This window comes from Acinetobacter sp. YH12041, assembly GCF_013419975.1.
Lineage (GTDB): Bacteria > Pseudomonadota > Gammaproteobacteria > Pseudomonadales > Moraxellaceae > Acinetobacter.
Map to the genome: position 1 here is coordinate 83,573 of NZ_VOZC01000008.1, position 17,310 is coordinate 100,882.

Sequence of the window (17,310 nt, forward strand, 5' to 3'; positions counted from 1 at the left end):
GTTTACTAAAACGCCTTTTTTTAATTGAGAGTGTCACAGTCTAATAATAGGTCTTACTGCCATGCGCATGTAAAAAGGCTGGAATTAAACCTGTGAGTGCTGCACGGATATCCGCGCGTTCATTAATCAATTGATGTGAACCTTCTTCCAGCATTAACAAAGTTTGCAGGCGGAACTTGCGACGGATAAATTCAATATTATAACGCCAGTCCACTGTCTGATCCTGAGCACCTTGAGCTAACCAGACAGGGATTCGGCAAGCTGGACGTGCTTCCATTTCCAGCATCCAGCGTGACATCGCCAGAATCCAGTCCATGCCCATCATGCGGGGTTGCAAAGGATCTTTAAGTCGGATAAAACGCAGAAATTCAGGATTATGGTTATTACGGCGGAAATGACGCGGTACTTCACGCTTGATCCGGCTAATAATGCCGAGACCGAGCGGATTATGCCACCAGGCAGTTTTAGCTGGACGAATCAACGGTGACAATAACAGCACGCGATCTACAAACGGATTTTCGCGTCGTTCTGCAAATTCGAGCAAATGATGCATCCAGATCGCACCACCGGTACTTTGTCCAATGCCAACCCAAGGTTTAGGTAATTGCTCGGCATGCTTCACATAACGATATACCGCATGCAGAACCTGCTGGTAATGATCAAAATTCTGGATACTGGCAGATGAACCATCGCTAAGACCATGCCCCGGCAGATCATAGGTCAGGACACTAAAGCCCTGTTCCAGCAACTCACGTACGATCGGCTGATAAATTCCGCTATGTTCCAGATATCCATGTAACAGAAAGGCCGTTCCCTGAATCTTGTCAAAACGGGTATTTTCTAGATTAGGTGTAAATACTTGCACATGCAGTTTAAACAGCGGCATCTGTACATAGCCCTGCCAATGCTTGCAATCCAGCAAATCGAAACCATATAGTCTGCGATAAGACAGCAGATCAATAGTCGGCTGGTCATCCCTATTCAGGTTTAAGGGCTGTAAAAGCTGTGGCGTTGTTTCCCTGCTTGGCACAGGTAAATCCAGCTGTTTCAGGATGGTCGGATTTAAAAACGGAATATCAGACATTAAGGCACCTCCCGACAGTCACTGGAGCCAAACCACATATCGCGGATAGTGGCCAGCATTTCATAATTGGCACGGCGACTATGATCATAATTTTGTCGACTTGGACGCCAACGGGTCAAGGACTTCGGCATCGGTGCTTCCACTGGAATCGTTTGAATACCATTCAGTGCAAACAGACGACGGGTACGCGGCATATGATAACGGTCGGTAATCAGAATCACAGTCGGTGCCCCACCTTTTTTTTGCAATAATAACGAGCTGAAACGGGTATTTTCACAGGTATTCATGCTGCGGTCTTCAAGCAATTTGGCATCGACATTGTAATTTTGTAACCAGCGCTGCATATACGGCGCTTCCACACCACTCAATACGATCGGTAACTGATACTGTTTTTCAACTGCGAGTGTGGTTTCCAGACGCAAACGCGTATAGTCATTGACCACAATATCCTTACCATTTTCATGTAAAGTTAAACCACCACCTAAGACCACAATGGCATAAGGTTTAGACTGATTGACCGGTTTCTGTTGCTGCTGTTCCTGCAGTAAAGCCAGATCTTCCTTGATTTCCTCTTTCGCTGTGACCTGTACGGCACTCGCTTCTTCATCTTCCAGAGGATGAGTCGTTAAGAATTCAACATATTGTTCAATCCGTTCCTTGTTTTCATTACTGTCCCATTCCAGCAGTTCGCGGACCTTCTGAGTCGGGTCAACGGCTTCCACAGGTTCTTGCTGGGACAATAAAGGCACTTGTGCAGGCTGGTTCTGTTCTGCTTTTTCTTCCTGCTGTTCACGCTGATGTTCTTCAATCATCTGTTGCAGTACCTTGTAGCGTGCCTGAATCAGCATCAGATTGGCAGAATGATTTTTCTGGATATCCTGCTCCATCACACGCAAATAAGCCTGACGGGCAATCCACTGATCAGAACCTGGTTCGAGCGTATCATCTTCACTCAAGGAAGCCATTTTCTGGCTTTGTGCTGCAACTTCGTTAATTTCAAAGGACACAAATCTGTTGAGTCCCTTAACTACAAGCTGCGAATAAAATGGCGAATAGATCAACATCACTAGACAGCCGAAAAATACAAACAGTCCTGCGACGATTTGTACTAAACGGACCATCCAATGGGTGTTTTTCATATACGTTATTTATCCTGATGAGATCGAATTAAGCCTTTACAATCAAATAATACCGGTTCAGGTTCGAGCATAATCTTGAATTTTTCCCAGACTGCCTGCTGTACTGCGCCATAGGCTTGACGGACATCCGTCAAAGAAGCATGACCATAGTTCACCAGAACCAGTGCCTGTTTATGGAACATGCCTACTGACCCAAGCTGTTTCCCCTTCCAGCCTGCCTGATCAATCAGCCAGCCTGCCGCCATTTTAACCTGATCATTGGCCTGCGGATAATGGGGCAAATTAGAAAAATGCACAGCAATTCGGTCAAAAACCTGTTGATTTACGATAGGATTTTTAAAGAAACTTCCCACGTTTGGAAATTCTTTAGGATCAGGCAGTTTGCTCTGACGAATCCGGATCACCTGCTGCTGTAAGTTTTCTGCTGTGAGATTATCACCCACCGCTGCTTTAAGATCACCATAATTCAGTTTCAGATTTGCCTGTTTTAGTAATTTAAAAGTAACGTGTGTAATCACATAACGTGTTGGATCATCTTTAAAAATACTATGACGATAGGAAAAATGACAGTCTGAGGCAGGAATGGAATCAAATTTTTTCAGCTTACGGTCATAGACCTCTACCGCATGAATAAATTCGCCAACCTCGACACCATATGCCCCAATATTCTGCACTGGAGATGCGCCGACCAGTCCGGGAATCAGGGCCAGATTCTGCAAACCATAGAGTTTCTGTTCTGTCGTCCAGAGTACGAAGTCATGCCAAACTTGGCCCCCACCTACCCGCAGACATTGATGCTGCTCATTTCCTTCCAGCATTTCAATGCCCTGGATATTCATATGCAGGACGAGTGCATCAATCTGTTCCGGCAATAACATATTGCTACCGCCAGAAAGAATCAGTACGTTCAGTTGTTGCTGCTCAGCAAACTCTAGTGCAGCAATCAGATCATCAGTTGATTGGATCCGGCTGTAGTAAGCGGCAATCGCTTCGAGATTTAGCGTATTAAAAGGTTTAAGTTGAACCTGAGTCTGAATCTGCATGACTTAAACCTTTTCTGTTTGATGTTGTTTAAAAATTTCTACCCAGGCCCGACTGCTGGACTCACATTGGTTCAGGACACGTTCAAAACCATCTGCCCCGCCATAATATGGATCTGGCAAAGCCTGTTTTGGATAGTGCTGATCATGTTCACTCATTAAAGCAACCTGGGCACGCAGGCGTCCGAATTCTGCCTCTGCCTGATGCTGGAGCGCCTGAATATCTGCCAGATTTTCCAGATCCATCGCTAGAATCAAATCATAATCAATAAAATCATGGGTTTTGAGTTGACGCGCACGCAGGCCAGAAAGATCATAACCCCGTTTTAAGGCATGTTGCTGGCTACGCAAATCAGGTGCTTTCCCCGGATGGTAATTACTGGTTCCTGCTGAGTCGACCACAATATCGAGTTTCTGTTCATCACAATAATGTCTGAGTACCACTTCTGCCGTGGGAGAACGACAAATATTTCCCAAACAAACACATAACACCTTATATGGCGTTCTGGATGACATAAACAACCTCAGAGTTAATCATTTTCAAGATACTTATGTTAAGTTATTTACCTGATGAATCCTATATCACCGCCCCATAATAATTTTGTATTTGCGATAAAAATTAAAGGATAAAGACATGAATCGATTTCAGTTTCAAACCGTTCCCAACATCATCGCCGGCCTCGGCACGATTCAGGAATTATCCTCTATTCTCAAACAGGGCCGTTATCAGCGTGTTTTACTGGTCACTGATCCAGGCATGCTACAGCATCAATTACACCTGCCTATTCTGGAAATTATTGAAGATGCGGGACTGGATTATGCAATTTATTCCGATGTACAGGCCGATCCACCTGAGCATGTAGTGCTTGAAGCAGCAGATTTTGCCAAACAGGAAAATGTCGATATCGTGATTGGCTTTGGTGGTGGCAGCTCTATGGATGTCGCCAAGCTGATTGCAATCTTGAGTCATCCGTCACAGCACCAATCTTTGTCTGATCTGTATGGCGTAAATCAGGCCACTGCCCCCCGTTTGCCCTTGATTTTGGTTCCTACCACTGCAGGTACGGGATCTGAAGTTACTCCGATTTCAATTGTCACTACAGGTGAAACTACAAAAACAGGAATTGTGGCACCGATCCTGTTTGCAGATACTGCCATTCTGGATGCAACCTTTACCCAGAATCTGCCGCCCTTAATTACTGCTGCGACCGGCATTGATGCCATGGTCCATGCCATTGAAGCTTATACTTCTAAAATCAAAAAAAATCCCTATTCCGATATGCTGGCCAAGCATGCCTTAAAACTGTTAAATGCCAATCTTCAACGTGTGCTGGACGATGGGCAGGATCTGGACGCACGTCAAAACATGCTGGTTGGTTCTATGCTGGCAGGTCAGGCCTTTGCCAATGCACCGGTTGGGGCTGTGCATGCACTGGCTTATCCATTAGGTGGGCATTTCCATATTTCACATGGACATAGTAATGCACTGGTATTAACTGAGGTGATGAAATTTAATACGCCGGATGCCAAAGCCCTCTATGCCGAACTGATGTGCTGGTTAGATCCACAAAGCAAAGGCTGCCATGATGGCCTGACTGACCTGTTTATCGATCATTTTAATAATCATCTGGTGAAAAGTGGCTTAACCCTGAAACTCAAACAGTTAGGAATTCCTGAACATATGCTGATGATCATGGCGGAAGATGCCATGAAACAGAGCCGCCTGTTACAGAACAACCCACGTGAACTTACTCTGGAAGATGCTTACAACATCTATCAGGCGATTTATTAAGTTTCAGATTATTTTCAACTTAGCAGATCTAGCCACTACAAGTTATTAAAAAATATGAAAGCAGCTCTTAAACAACGCGAACATTATTCATTTTTTCTGCCGATACAGACTCGTTGGGCAGACAATGACCTGTATGGCCATGTCAATAATGTCACTTATTACAGCTATTTTGATACGGCCGCGAATACCCTCTTGATTCAGGAAGCCGCATTTGATCCCAAATATTCTCCAATGATTGGACTGGTGGTCAGCTCGCAATGCCAGTTCAATCAGGAGCTGTCTTATCCGGAAATTATAGAGGTAGGTGTCGCCATAGAAAAAATGGGTAATAGTTCTCTCAGCTATGATCTGGCAATCTTCAAAATGAACTCTGATACGGCAGCAGCTCAAGGCAGTTTCGTGCATGTGTTTGTCGATCGTTACACACGAAAAAGCACCCCGATTCCAGCTGAAATGCGGGATGCTTTAGCGCGTTTTGTCTCAGCCTAAAATTATTTTATTTCAGCTGAATATTGTGCAACTCACCATCAAACTGTTCCAGCAAGTCACGTACAGCCGGTTCAGCATGCAGCAGCTCTTCTGCGCGTTTAAAAGCGCGTACTTTACGTTCTTGCTGCATGGTATATGGCGTTAACTGCTCTACATCTTCAAACTTCACCTGGAAAATGGTCTGCGGCCATTGTTCCTGCAAAGCTGCTTCCAGATGATGTTGTAACTGCGACAAAAGCGGCTGATAACGCTCTGGAATATGAAAGACCGATGCTGCATTAATCTGACCAGTCATGATGCCATACTGAGCCAGTTCCTGAACTGCCGGGGATAACTGGCTGTTACGGAACCAGAATTCCCATTTTTCTACCGTCCATTCACCCTGCATATCCTGTACCGGAATTTGCAGAATATCCTGAGGCATCAGATTACGGTCTGTAGAAATATTTGTATTTTCGATCTGAGTAGATGCAACCTCAGTCTGAGTAGAAATTTCTGGCTGGCTTTCATCTGCTTTATGAATCACTTGTTCTGATTCAGGAGCTAAAGCATCCAGACTAAACTCGGATTCTTGTTCTACTGGTGCAGCAGTATCATTTTCAGGAATGAATTCTTCTAAGAGAAAATCATCACTGCTGGCTTCAGGGCTGGATGGAACAGGTTCTGCAGGAACATCGTCAAAACCAAACAGGCCATCTTCCAGGTTTGGATCAAATACAATCTGATCAGACTCAGATTGTTCTACTCTAGTTGATTCAGCTTGTATGACTTGAGGCTCAGAATTGGTTTCTGGCTCGTCTTCATCCAGAAAATCATTCGAAGATGGTTCAGACTGTGCAGTGACTGGATGATTATCCTGATCGTCTTCATAACCAGCATCTAATGAAAAATCTTCTACAGCAGCTTGAGCAACCGGAGCACTTTCCTGCTGCGTTATCTGATTTTGCTGTGGAGCTGATGCAGCTACAGCTTGTGATATCTGAACTGTATTGGCTGGAATTTCATTTGGCTGTAACGGACGGAAGGCTAGCAAACGTAGCACCGTCATCTCAAAGCCTTGCTCTTGCGTAACCGCAAGCTGTAGGTCAGCCCGGCCTTTACAGGCAATCTGATAATACAGTTGCAAATCTTGTGCTGAAATCAAAGCCGATAACTGCATGATCTTTTGATTGATCTCGGCACTGTATTTCAGGCTTAAATCCGGCAGATATTGTAATAAAGCCAGTTCATGCAGGGTAGAAATCAGCTGATCTAATACCAGTGATACATCCAGCGCCTGCTGACGGAATTGCAATAATAATTCGCTAACACGTGCTTTCTGATTCTGATGAATCGCCAGAATCAGATCGTAAATGATGGTTCGGTCGATCAAGCCCAGCATGTCTTTGACATCCTGATGTTGAATGGCACCCTGACCATAAGCAATCGCCTGATCCGTTAAAGACAAAGCATCACGAAGCGAACCCTGTGCTGATTCGGCAATCTGCCAGATCGCATCCTGATCAGCCTGAATGCTTTCTTTGGTGAGAATATTACCCAGATGTTCAGTAATTTCATCAACAGCCAATGGACGCAAAGTAAATTGCAGGCAGCGAGAAATAACAGTAATCGGCAGCTTTTGCGGATCTGTGGTTGCAAACAGAAATTTGACATGCTCCGGTGGTTCTTCCAGTGTCTTTAATAGAGCATTGAAAGAATGCGTGGACAGCATATGTACTTCATCGATCAGATAGACCTTGAAACGACCCTGAGTTGGCGCATAAGGGACATTGTCCAGCAGCTCACGGGTATCTTCAACTTTGGTACGTGATGCCGCATCGATCTCAATCAGGTCAATGAAACGGCCTTCATTGACGGCGGTACAGGTCGGACACACCTCACAAGGAGTCGAAGTAATACCGGTTTCACAGTTCAAGCACTTCGCCAAAATACGTGCAATCGTGGTTTTACCAACACCACGCGTTCCCGTAAACAAATAGGCATGGTGCAAACGGCCACGCTCCAGTGCGCTGGTTAAGGCACGTGAAACATGGTTTTGACCGACCAATTCGTTGAAATTGCGGGGACGGTATTTTCGCGCAAGTACTTGATACATGTATGCTCCTTTTTACAGGTCTAAGCATACTGTTTTTTTATAAAATAGTGAATGAATTAATCAGTTATGATCTGGAGAGATAGACCTATCAATCTGATTTAAATCAACTATCTCGAAGCTGTTTGCTCCATTTTTATGCCTGACTGAAATATCAGGATATTTTTAGTATATTTGGAAAATAAAATATCTATTGATTTTCGCTCTATTTGAGCGGATTAATACAATCTTAGAAATAAAAATTTCTGATCAAAGATAAAGGATTGGGTTGAATCTGTTTAAGCGAATCGCCCTAAAATAAAATCACTCTGCATCTGGTAGCGTTTACCGCTTTTGTCTTCACGGATTTCCAGCACATGCTCTTCCAAATCAACATACAGTAAATTACGAGTCGCTACATTCACCAGCTCAATTTTCTGATGAGAATCATCTTGGAAACGAATCGGGCCACTAAAGGTTTGCACCTCATTATGACCACTCAGGCTTTCACGTTCTAAAGTATAAGTTTGATCTTCGTGCAGAGTTAGCATGACAGCCATGCCCGGACAATCATCACAACGGGACAAGCAGCCCATGCAAGGAGTTGTACCCTGATACTCTCCCGCCCATGCTGGAATCTGTGCCTTGGCTTCAACAATAGTATTTTTAGCTGATTGGGTTTGATCCTGACAACCGAATAAAGCACCGGTTGCCACTAAGGGAATCAGTATTACTTTTTTCATGGTTTCATTTCGCAGCACTGGAATTTGCCACAAAATAGCATATTTTAAATGACTGACTAAACTCCCAAATCAAGGATATTCAGTTAGCGCCAGCCTTTTCTTCCCGTCAATACCGCATCAGCACAGCGCAAAGTTTCCTGCGTCAGCCCCCAAAGACGGTAATCTCCAGTTAATGAACCTGTTGGGAAGTTATGGGTATAGGCAAAACTTAAACCGCGTTCCGGATCACACCAGGCACCAGAACCGTTAAAGCCCATATGACCAAAACCTGTAGAGGCTTTACCCAAGGTCAATATACGGTGATAACCCAGACGCCAGTGCATTGGCACAGGCATCACCCGATCACGACGGGTATATTGCACCTGGCTTAGTCGCTGAAATACTGGAGGTGAAATCAACTGCTGGCCTTGCCAAGCACCGTGATTGGCCAACATCGCATAGATTTTTGCCAGACTGTCTGCAGTAAAGACGCCATTAGCTGAAGGAATAATCGCCTGTAATCCCTCATCACTAAAGAAGCTAAAATTCTTCATGCCTTTAGGAATCATGCCATCCTGAAAATCTTGTGGACTCTGACCACTCCAGACCAGAGCACGCTCCATTAAACCGGGTTTGCGTGTAACTACTCTTTTGCCTTTAGAAGATTGAGATGCAGATTTTGCTTTAAAGATCGGTCGCGCAACTCGAGGCAGTTCATCCAGCGGCACACTAAAATAGGCACCATTTAATTGTAGAGGCTGAACCAGATATTCCTGCATTAATTGGCCTAATGATTTACCGGTTGCCTTTTCCAGTACTCCCCCCACCTGCCAGCCAAAAGTCAAAGGTTGATAAGCGGCATCAGTCGTGGTCTGAAAACGTGGTTCAGCTGCCGCGATCCGCTCCAGCATGTGTGACCAGTCAGCCATTTCAGTGGCATCATCAATGATATTACGGATATCAAACAAACCACTTTGATGGCTCAGCATATGTGCCAAAGTAATCGACCGTTTACCTTTCTGAGCAAATTCAGGCCAGTATTCTGCAACTGATCTGTCATAGTCCAGATAACCTTTACTAACCAGAATATGCGCTAGAGTCGCTAGTACACCTTTGCCAGTGGAATAGCATAGTGACATGGTATCGGGCTGCCATTTTTCAGTGACAGACTTCTTCCCGGTATAGATATCGACAACTTTTTGTCCCTGAAAATATACAACAAGTGCCGCACCACCCTGATCAGTACGTGCATCCTGTAAGCGGCTAAACTGACGAGCAAGGTCGCGAAAACGCGCATCCACATTGCCCTGATAATTATGCTGATCAGCAAACAGATAATCTTTGATTGGCTGCATCATTCTATCCATAGAATTTTGATCCCTTAAAATAAAAAAGCCTAAATCGAGTTTAGGCTTTTGATTTAGATTTAAATCGCTTTTACATGGCCGGTCACATGCGGCTTCTGGTTTTTGCTATTCCGGATCAGGAAATCTGTATCATTCTCTGCTTGAGCCGTTAGAAACTCAACTTTAGAAGGCAAGTACATCGGTAGCTTGAACCAGACATCGGCTTCATACGCATCCGGCAATGACAGATTAGCCAGCGCTTTGGCTTTGCTCCACATACCATGTGCAATCGCCTGCTTAAAACCAAAAGCCTTCGCTGTAACAGCATGAATATGAATCAGATTAAAATCACCTGAAGTCATGGCATAACGGCGGCCGGTATTTTCTGAAATTTTCCATTCAGTATTCAGCTTATAGTCTGGTGCTTTACTTTCTGCTGATTTTGCAGCAGCTTTAGCATCAGTCTTTTGACGTGAAAGATAAGTCGTTAATGCCTCAACGACGACTTCATTGCCCACTTTGACTGTGGTAATAAAATCAAACTGAACGCCTTTGTCATGTGGCTGTAATTCACCAAATTTGCATGACAAGGTTAAAGTCTCATTTACACCGACTTTACGGTATTGCTTGACCTGATTACGGATATGTACCAGTCCTAAAATCGGGAATGGAAATGCTTCCGAGGTCATCATGTGCATTTGCAGACTTTGAGACAGCACGGTCAAATAAATAGCTGGAATATAACCATTATTTTTAAAGCCACATACTTCATTATAGGCTTTTAAATGTTTCTGATCGACCTTGAATGAATCCACCACATATTCAACTTGCGGCAGAACTTTTTCAGCTTTCGGCTTTTTAAAAATCAAGCCTTGAATCACTTTTGGATAGGCTAAATAAGGTTTTGGAAGTTGACTAAAATGGCGCGTATTCATACTGAACCTTTGGAAATATTATCTTAAAGTGACCTCTCCTGAGCATACTTCAATCATTGTATGAATGTGAAGCACTGGAGAGGTTTTGAGAATTCTTGGAATTTTCTCTTTAGAATTTTAATCTCCCTGAATTCCCCTTTAAAAGGGGGCTTCTCCTCTCTTTAAGAGAGGTCGGGAGAGATTCCATTAAGCCCCTAATAGGCTTTGACCACAGACACGAACCACGTTGCCATTTAAACCTGTTGAAGCCGTAGAAGCAAACATGGCAATTGTTTCTGCAACATCTACAGGTAGACCACCTTGGCTCATTGAGTTCATACGGCGGCCTGCTTCACGGATTGCAAATGGAATCGCAGCCGTCATTTGTGTTTCGATAAAGCCCGGTGCAACAGCATTAATGGTTATACCATTTTTTAAGGTTGGTGCTGTAAATTTCACCACACCAATCACACCCGCTTTAGACGCTGCATAGTTGGTTTGACCCAGGTTACCTGCAATACCTGAAATTGAGGATACACAGATAATGCGACCATTAGCATTTAGACCATCGTTGGAGATTAAATAGTCATTTACACGTTCAATGGCAGACAGGTTGATGTTAATCACCAGATCCCATAGCTCAGGCTTCATATTGGCCAAAGTCTTGTCACGGGTGATACCGGCATTGTGCACAATAATGTCCAGACCGCCTTGCTCAGCTGCTGCCGCTTTGATTTTCTCACCTGCATCTGCAGCAGTAATATCGATGGCTAAAGTTGAACCGCCAATTTCACCGGCTACACGGTCAAGGTCCGCTTGCTGCTGCGGAACATCCAGACAGATAACATGTGCGCCATCACGTGCCAATACATGAGCAATCGCTTCACCAATACCACGGCTCGCACCGGTCACTACAGCAGTTTTACCCGCTAATGGTTTAGTCCAGTCCACATCCACTTTTTCAGCAGGTGAAACACGGATCACCTGACCAGAAACATAGGCAGAACGTGGAGAAACTGCAAAACGTAAAGCAGACTCAAGGTTTGCTTCAGCACCGGCATCTACATAGATCAGGTTCGCTGCAATACCCTTTTTAAACTCTTTACCCACAGATTTTACAAAACCTTCCAGTGCGCGTTGAGCAATTGACTGACTGACTGATTTAGCAGTTTCAGGCGTAGTCCCCACAATCACGACACGGCCAGAACTTTGGATTTGACGCGCAATCGGGTTGAAGAAATCATAAAGTGATTTTAACTGTTCTGAATTTTCGATTCCTGAAGCATCAAAAATGACAACTTTGAATTCTGATTCTTTATCGCCCGGATTAAACGCGCCCAGATTCAGTCCAGCCGATGCAGCAGCCTGTTGCAGTTCAGCATTGTTACCTGCATAACTATTGGCATGAATATTTGCCAGAACCTGAGCAATAGCACCAGTCAAGGTACTTGCCGGTGCTGCTCCAAACAATACCGCACCTTTGACAACTGGTGTAGCAGACTCAAAACGGTCTAAAGAAGTTGGGGATGGCAGACCCAAATTTTTAATGACAAATTTACCAATAGGAGATTTTGCAAAAGTTTGGTACTGATCAGTCATGTTTATTATCTCTCATACAAATTAATTTTTGGTTGATCTAAAGTTATCCTTAAACTTCAGTATGATGCCAGACACTTATATTTCAATAGATCTACCAGATTCCGCCCAATCATACTTGAGATAATAGGCAGATGACTTGACCTAAGCGCAGTCTGTAATGTCATTGTAGTCAATACAGCCTATCTTCTTCTATGCTAATGTAACCGCCAAGAAGACGATCTATTTGCCTGGTAAAGCCTTATGAGCAAAACAACTCAAGATAATCCAGCAGTCGAGAACTCTGCGACAGAAACTGTGTCAAAACCATCAACGCGTAGCAAGCGTAGCACTAAAAATCCTGATACAGCCAATGCTGCAGAAAAAAGTCCGGCTAAAACCCCACGTACACGCAGTACATCTGCACGTACTAAAAAAACGACTTCAAGCCAACAAGATTCAACATCTATAACACAGACTTCTGTTCAACAGGAACCAAACATGAGCCAAAATACAGTTCGCCGCGTTGCTATTATCGGTGGTAACCGCATTCCATTTGCACGTTCTAACGGTGCTTACTTTACGGCATCCAATACTGATATGTTCACAGCAGCCCTGAATGGTCTGGTTGAACGTTTTAACCTTCAAGGTCAACGCTTAGGTGAAGTGGTTGCAGGTGCTGTACTGAAACACAGCCGCGACTTCAACATGACGCGTGAATGTGTACTGAATACTGCTCTTGCACCGGAAACACCTGCTTATGACATCCAGCAAGCATGTGGTACTGGCCTTCAAGCGGCATTCCTGGTCGCGAACAAGATTGCTCTAGGTCAAATCGAAGTGGGGATCGCAGGTGGTGTAGATACGACTTCTGATGCACCCATCGCTTTCGGTGATGGCTTGCGTAAAGCATTACTTGAGCTGAACATTGCGAAAACTGCGAAAGACCGTTTAAAAGCCCTGACTAAAATCAATGTGAAAGACCTGATGGACGCACCAAAAAATGGTGAGCCACGTACTGGCCTGTCTATGGGTGACCATCAGGCAATTACTACACTGGAATGGGGTATTTCCCGTGAAGCGCAAGATGAGTTAGCTGCTTCTTCACACCAGAAAATGGCAGCAGCCTATGAAGAAGGTTTCTTTGATGACCTGGTGACTCCATTCTTGGGTCTTGAACGTGACAACAACTTACGTCCAGATTCTTCAGTTGAAAAACTGGCGAAACTAAAGCCTGCTTTTGGTAAAGGCGATGCACGTACCATGACAGCGGGTAACTCTACTCCACTGACTGATGGTGCGTCTTGTGTGCTATTGGCTTCTGAAGAATGGGCTAAAGCAAATGGTCATGAAGTACTGGCTTACCTGACTTTCCAGGAAACTGCTGCAGTTGATTTCGTAGAGAAGAAAGAAGGCTTGTTGATGGCACCTGCTTATGCAGTTCCTCGTATGCTGGAACGTGCTGGTCTAAAACTTCAAGATTTTGACTACTATGAAATTCACGAAGCATTTGCATCGCAAGTACTTTCAACGCTGAAAGCTTGGGAAGATCCAAAATTCTGTAAAGAACGTTTAGGTCTGGATGCTCCTCTAGGTTCAATTGATCGTGCCAAGCTGAACGTAAAAGGTTCTTCTCTTGCTGCAGGTCACCCGTTTGCAGCAACTGGCGGTCGTATTATCGCAACTGCAGCAAAACTGATTAACCAGAAAGGTTCAGGTCGTGTACTGGTTTCGATCTGTGCAGCTGGTGGTCAAGGCGTAACAGCAATTATTGAAAAATAATCCAAGCCTCATATAAAAAAACCGCTCTCTATGAGCGGTTTTTTATTGCAATATTATTAGCGAAGCATTTGAGATTACTCTAGTAAAGACTTAAGTTAAGCTTTTCGGTAGTCTGGTTCCAGCCCCATTTTGGCCTCAAGGTGGTCATAGCACCACTGGAAAATAAAGGTATACACCAGAATACATAATGTCATCGCCAAATCCAGAAGAAAAGCCTGCGCCAGACTGATCTGTAATGCATAAGCTACCATCGGAATCGTGGCCAGCATCAAACCACCCTCAAATCCAATCGCATGAGCAATCCGCACTTTGATTGTTCTTTTAAGACAATGTTTGGCTTCAAACTTTTCAAAATAATGATTAAACAGCATATTCCAGAACATTGAAGTCACAGCCATCGCAATTCCGAGAGCGCCTGTGACCTCAAGCGGCATATGCATGAGCGTACTCAGTAATATGGCAATCACCACCAATAAAATGCCTTCATATAAGGTGGCATGAATCAGTCTTCTTTTCGAAATTAACATTTCAGTTCATCAAGTCAGGAGATAAAAGAATTTTATTTCTTTAAATTTGATTATTCGAGTTAGAATCTATCAATAAAAATGAAAGATAGAATGCATGAATATTAATCAAGAACAGCTGCTGATGTTTAAACTGGTCATGGAAACTGGCTCCTTCTCTGCTGCTGCACGTAAACTTGGTAAGGTTCCTTCTGCAGTGAGCATGTCCATTGCCAATCTGGAAATTGATCTTAATCTGGTGCTATTTGAACGCATTGGCCGTGAGCCAAAACCAACTGCACAGGCGAAAGTACTGTATGAAAAAACTGAGCAGCTTTTGGTTGAAATCAACCAATGGAAGCAACATGCCCTAGCACTTAGTTCAGGTCTTGAATCTGAACTGAATATTGTGGTGGTGTCTGAGCTCCTCCATACCCGCTGGACTGATTATATCGTTTTGCTGGAACGGGAATTTCCAGCGCTGCAAGTTAATGTCTTTAGCGCACCTCAGGAAGATGCTCATCACATGCTATTTGAAGGTTCAGCGCAGTTAGCGCTGATGTTTGAGCGGGAGCAATTAGAAACCCGTGAACAGTTTATAGAATTAAAGCGTGAGGTACTGGTTGCTGTGGCGGCCAAACAGCATCCATTAAGTCAATTTCACCAGGTCAGCTATGAACAGATTTTACAAAACCGACAGATTGTTGTTGCCAGTCGTGATCGTAGCATTAAGCCAGAACTGCTCTTTTCCCGGAATTACTGGCGCACTGACAATCATCATTCAGCCTGTAACATGATCCAGCAAGGTTTGGGCTGGGGTGTACTCCCTCTGGAAATGATCAATGAACAGCTACATTTGCAGGAGCAGCTACAGATCTTGCAGCTGCTCGATTTCACCCCAAAATTTGAATATTTTGTCGATCTGGTCTGGAGCCGGGAAACTCGACTGGGTACAGCTGCTCATTTTTTGATTAATCACTTGCGTCAGCAGCGAAAAACCGACCATTAATCACAGAAATTCAACGACAGTCTACTTGGTAAGAGGATGATTTATGATATATAAGAATGCATAAGCAATAACCATAGAACTAGATCGTAATGACATTAACTGCATTAAACCAATTAAAAAACTTGACGACTATTGTGGCAGATAGCAGTGATTTAAGCGCAATTGAGAAATTTCGCCCTCTGGATGCAACCACAAATCCATCTCTGATTACTGCAGCAGCGAAACAACCTGAAAATCAGGCCTTGATTGAAGCTGCTTTTCAACAAGCCCAGCAAGAAAGCTATGTGAATAATGCCCTGATTGAACGCACGATTGATATTTTGACCGTCAAATTCGGTGTTGAAATTTTAAAACTGATTGAAGGTCGTGTTTCGACTGAAGTGGATGCTTCCCTGTCTTTTGATACTGAAGCGACCATCGCCAAGGCTAAAGAATTACTCGCGCTGTATGAGCAATATGGAATTAATTCTGACCGCATCCTGATTAAGATCGCATCAACCTGGGAAGGTATTCAGGCAGCGAAAGCACTGGAAGAAGAAGGTATCCATACCAACCTGACCTTATTATTTGGTCAGCATCAGGCTCATGCCTGCGCTGATGCCAAAGTGACTTTAATCTCACCTTTTGTCGGCCGCATTCTAGACTGGTACAAAAAAGCGGAAGGTGTTGAGTCGTATCCGATCGAAAAAGATCCGGGCGTACTCTCAGTGAAGCGCATTTATGAATTCTATAAAGCGCATGGGATTAAAACTGAAATCATGGGGGCAAGCTTCCGTAGTATTGAACAGGTCCTGGGCCTCAGCGGTTGTGATCTACTGACTGTCGCACCAAACTTGCTGGAACAACTGGAAAATGATCAGCGTGAAGTTCAGGCTCAGCTTTCAGCCAAAGATATTCAATCTCAAGGTGAACTGAATCCAATCAGTCATGCCGATTTTGATGCGCAACTGAAACAGGACCAGATGGCCAGTGAATTACTGCAAGGTGGTATCGATGGCTTTATCAAAGCCCGTGAACAACTGGCGGCTTTATTAAAGGAAAGTTTTTTGAGCACCACCTAAATTCACAGCGAATTTATAGAATTTCTCTAAGCCGATGTTGCTATAATGCCGCATCGGCTTTTTTCATTTTTGCGAGTTCTTCGTGTTTGGTATCACAGATCTAACGACCTTTATTATTGGGACAACGTTAATTGTGTTACTGCCGGGGCCGAATTCCCTCTATGTCATGTCAATTGCCTCTCGTTTTGGCATCAAGACCGGTTATATGGGTGCCTTAGGGGTTTATACCGGTGACCTGATTCTGATCCTATGTACGGCGCTAGGCGCAGCCTCTCTACTTCATGCGTTTCCCGTGCTGTTTATTGCCCTGAAAATTATTGGTGCTGTTTATCTCAGTTATCTTGGGATCAAACTGATCATTGCCGCCTATCAGACTTTCTTTCCGAAACAGTCGTCACAACGTGTTCAGATTAAAAAGGCTACTTCTGAAACTGTCGAGTCGATTCGGCCTTTCCGTACAGCATTAACAATCAGTGTTTTAAATCCTAAAGCGATTCTGTTCTACCTGTCTTTTTTTGTGCAGTTTGTTGATCCTGTTTACCCTTATCCGGCACTGACTTTTGCACTCTTGGCTTTAATCCTGCAACTGATCAGCATGACCTACCTTTCAATCCTGATCTTTTCCGGGGTCAAACTCGCGAGCTATTTCAACCAGAATTATAAATTGACGGCTGGCGGGGTTGCTTCAGTAGGAATTCTCTTCTGCGGGTTCGGAATTAAACTGGCGACTTCAACCTTCTAAAAATTAGCAGCTTTCTGGCAAGAGCAGCGCTTTCAAAAATT

General features: G+C 44.0%; 16 protein-coding genes. 6 read left to right on the forward strand and 10 right to left on the reverse strand.

From position 1 onward, the window contains the following. Nucleotides 1-40: 40 nt before the first annotated feature. From FTU00_RS08920 to FTU00_RS08935, 4 genes are read right to left on the reverse strand one after another with little or no spacing between them, the layout of a single operon-like run. Nucleotides 41-1,084: an alpha/beta hydrolase gene (locus FTU00_RS08920; RefSeq protein ID WP_005236036.1), complete on the reverse strand. Its 1,044-nt coding sequence runs from the start codon at nucleotides 1,082-1,084 to the stop codon at nucleotides 41-43. Then, nucleotides 1,084-2,223 (reverse strand): YdcF family protein, encoded by a 1,140-nt coding sequence (locus FTU00_RS08925; protein WP_180179560.1) that lies wholly within the window; start codon nucleotides 2,221-2,223, stop codon nucleotides 1,084-1,086. Before FTU00_RS08925 ends, FTU00_RS08920 begins: the two co-directional genes overlap by 1 nt. 5 nt (nucleotides 2,224-2,228) lie before the next feature. Continuing rightward, on the reverse strand, nucleotides 2,229-3,266 hold the full coding sequence (gene murB, locus FTU00_RS08930; RefSeq protein WP_180179561.1) for a UDP-N-acetylmuramate dehydrogenase: 1,038 nt from the start codon (nucleotides 3,264-3,266) through the stop codon (nucleotides 2,229-2,231). Between the two features lie 3 nt (nucleotides 3,267-3,269). Next, a complete protein-coding gene (locus tag FTU00_RS08935; RefSeq protein ID WP_004783908.1) occupies nucleotides 3,270-3,779 on the reverse strand; it encodes a low molecular weight protein-tyrosine-phosphatase in 510 nt (169 codons plus the stop codon). A 118-nt stretch (nucleotides 3,780-3,897) separates the two neighbouring features. Between FTU00_RS08935 and FTU00_RS08940 the strand changes: the two genes are divergently transcribed. Continuing rightward, nucleotides 3,898-5,055 carry an iron-containing alcohol dehydrogenase gene (locus tag FTU00_RS08940; protein ID WP_180179562.1) on the forward strand — a complete coding sequence of 386 codons (1,158 nt, stop codon included), beginning with the start codon at nucleotides 3,898-3,900 and terminating at the stop codon, nucleotides 5,053-5,055. Nucleotides 5,056-5,109: 54 nt separating this feature from the next. After that, nucleotides 5,110-5,544 carry a thioesterase family protein gene (locus FTU00_RS08945; RefSeq protein WP_180179563.1) on the forward strand — a complete coding sequence of 145 codons (435 nt, stop codon included), beginning with the start codon at nucleotides 5,110-5,112 and terminating at the stop codon, nucleotides 5,542-5,544. A 7-nt stretch (nucleotides 5,545-5,551) separates the two neighbouring features. Here the strand turns inward: FTU00_RS08945 and dnaX are convergent, their stop codons facing one another. From dnaX to FTU00_RS08970, 5 genes are all read right to left on the reverse strand, one after another. Further along, entirely contained in the window at nucleotides 5,552-7,639 is a 2,088-nt protein-coding gene (gene dnaX, locus FTU00_RS08950; protein WP_180179564.1) for a DNA polymerase III subunit gamma/tau, read from the reverse strand. A gap of 275 nt (nucleotides 7,640-7,914) precedes the next feature. Then, nucleotides 7,915-8,358 carry a copper resistance protein NlpE N-terminal domain-containing protein gene (locus tag FTU00_RS08955; RefSeq protein ID WP_180179565.1) on the reverse strand — a complete coding sequence of 148 codons (444 nt, stop codon included), beginning with the start codon at nucleotides 8,356-8,358 and terminating at the stop codon, nucleotides 7,915-7,917. Between the two features lie 83 nt (nucleotides 8,359-8,441). Next, a complete protein-coding gene (locus tag FTU00_RS08960) occupies nucleotides 8,442-9,704 on the reverse strand; it encodes a serine hydrolase (protein ID WP_180179566.1) in 1,263 nt (420 codons plus the stop codon). 59 nt (nucleotides 9,705-9,763) lie between these two features. Further along, complete coding sequence (locus tag FTU00_RS08965) at nucleotides 9,764-10,618, reverse strand: MaoC/PaaZ C-terminal domain-containing protein (protein WP_180179567.1); 855 nt, start codon at nucleotides 10,616-10,618, stop codon at nucleotides 9,764-9,766. A gap of 186 nt (nucleotides 10,619-10,804) precedes the next feature. Beyond that, nucleotides 10,805-12,196: a 3-oxoacyl-ACP reductase gene (locus FTU00_RS08970; protein ID WP_180179568.1), complete on the reverse strand. Its 1,392-nt coding sequence runs from the start codon at nucleotides 12,194-12,196 to the stop codon at nucleotides 10,805-10,807. 240 nt (nucleotides 12,197-12,436) lie between these two features. Between FTU00_RS08970 and FTU00_RS08975 the strand changes: the two genes are divergently transcribed. Continuing rightward, nucleotides 12,437-13,954 carry an acetyl-CoA C-acetyltransferase gene (locus FTU00_RS08975; RefSeq protein WP_180139428.1) on the forward strand — a complete coding sequence of 506 codons (1,518 nt, stop codon included), beginning with the start codon at nucleotides 12,437-12,439 and terminating at the stop codon, nucleotides 13,952-13,954. A gap of 95 nt (nucleotides 13,955-14,049) precedes the next feature. On the opposite strand, the gene aceI is transcribed toward FTU00_RS08975, so the two are convergent. Next, a complete protein-coding gene (aceI, locus tag FTU00_RS08980; RefSeq protein ID WP_004783926.1) occupies nucleotides 14,050-14,481 on the reverse strand; it encodes a chlorhexidine efflux PACE transporter AceI in 432 nt (143 codons plus the stop codon). A 94-nt stretch (nucleotides 14,482-14,575) separates the two neighbouring features. On the opposite strand from aceI, the gene FTU00_RS08985 reads away from it, so the two are divergent. From FTU00_RS08985 to leuE, 3 genes are all read left to right on the forward strand, one after another. Then, complete coding sequence (locus FTU00_RS08985; protein WP_180179569.1) at nucleotides 14,576-15,466, forward strand: LysR family transcriptional regulator; 891 nt, start codon at nucleotides 14,576-14,578, stop codon at nucleotides 15,464-15,466. An 89-nt stretch (nucleotides 15,467-15,555) separates the two neighbouring features. Next, the gene (tal, locus tag FTU00_RS08990; protein ID WP_180179570.1) at nucleotides 15,556-16,527 is read left to right on the forward strand and encodes a transaldolase; all 972 of its coding nucleotides are present in this window, start codon (nucleotides 15,556-15,558) and stop codon (nucleotides 16,525-16,527) included. 82 nt (nucleotides 16,528-16,609) lie between these two features. Further along, nucleotides 16,610-17,269, forward strand: coding sequence for a leucine efflux protein LeuE (leuE, locus tag FTU00_RS08995; RefSeq protein ID WP_180179571.1), 660 nt, complete (start codon nucleotides 16,610-16,612; stop codon nucleotides 17,267-17,269). Nucleotides 17,270-17,310 lie beyond the last annotated feature (41 nt).

Bases quoted from the DNA above. Each gene is read 5' to 3' on its own strand.
- tal (WP_180179570.1), top strand. From the start codon at position 15,556: ATGACATTAACTGCATTAAACCAATTAAAAAACTTGACGACTATTGTG.
- aceI (WP_004783926.1), bottom strand. From the start codon at position 14,481: ATGTTAATTTCGAAAAGAAGACTGATTCATGCCACCTTATATGAAGGC.
- FTU00_RS08985 (WP_180179569.1), top strand. From the start codon at position 14,576: ATGAATATTAATCAAGAACAGCTGCTGATGTTTAAACTGGTCATGGAA.
- dnaX (WP_180179564.1), bottom strand. From the start codon at position 7,639: ATGTATCAAGTACTTGCGCGAAAATACCGTCCCCGCAATTTCAACGAA.
- FTU00_RS08960 (WP_180179566.1), bottom strand. From the start codon at position 9,704: ATGGATAGAATGATGCAGCCAATCAAAGATTATCTGTTTGCTGATCAG.
- FTU00_RS08945 (WP_180179563.1), top strand. From the start codon at position 5,110: ATGAAAGCAGCTCTTAAACAACGCGAACATTATTCATTTTTTCTGCCG.
- FTU00_RS08935 (WP_004783908.1), bottom strand. From the start codon at position 3,779: ATGTCATCCAGAACGCCATATAAGGTGTTATGTGTTTGTTTGGGAAAT.
- FTU00_RS08955 (WP_180179565.1), bottom strand. From the start codon at position 8,358: ATGAAAAAAGTAATACTGATTCCCTTAGTGGCAACCGGTGCTTTATTC.
- murB (WP_180179561.1), bottom strand. From the start codon at position 3,266: ATGCAGATTCAGACTCAGGTTCAACTTAAACCTTTTAATACGCTAAAT.
- FTU00_RS08965 (WP_180179567.1), bottom strand. From the start codon at position 10,618: ATGAATACGCGCCATTTTAGTCAACTTCCAAAACCTTATTTAGCCTAT.
- FTU00_RS08970 (WP_180179568.1), bottom strand. From the start codon at position 12,196: ATGACTGATCAGTACCAAACTTTTGCAAAATCTCCTATTGGTAAATTT.
- FTU00_RS08975 (WP_180139428.1), top strand. From the start codon at position 12,437: ATGAGCAAAACAACTCAAGATAATCCAGCAGTCGAGAACTCTGCGACA.
- FTU00_RS08920 (WP_005236036.1), bottom strand. From the start codon at position 1,084: ATGTCTGATATTCCGTTTTTAAATCCGACCATCCTGAAACAGCTGGAT.
- FTU00_RS08940 (WP_180179562.1), top strand. From the start codon at position 3,898: ATGAATCGATTTCAGTTTCAAACCGTTCCCAACATCATCGCCGGCCTC.
- FTU00_RS08925 (WP_180179560.1), bottom strand. From the start codon at position 2,223: ATGAAAAACACCCATTGGATGGTCCGTTTAGTACAAATCGTCGCAGGA.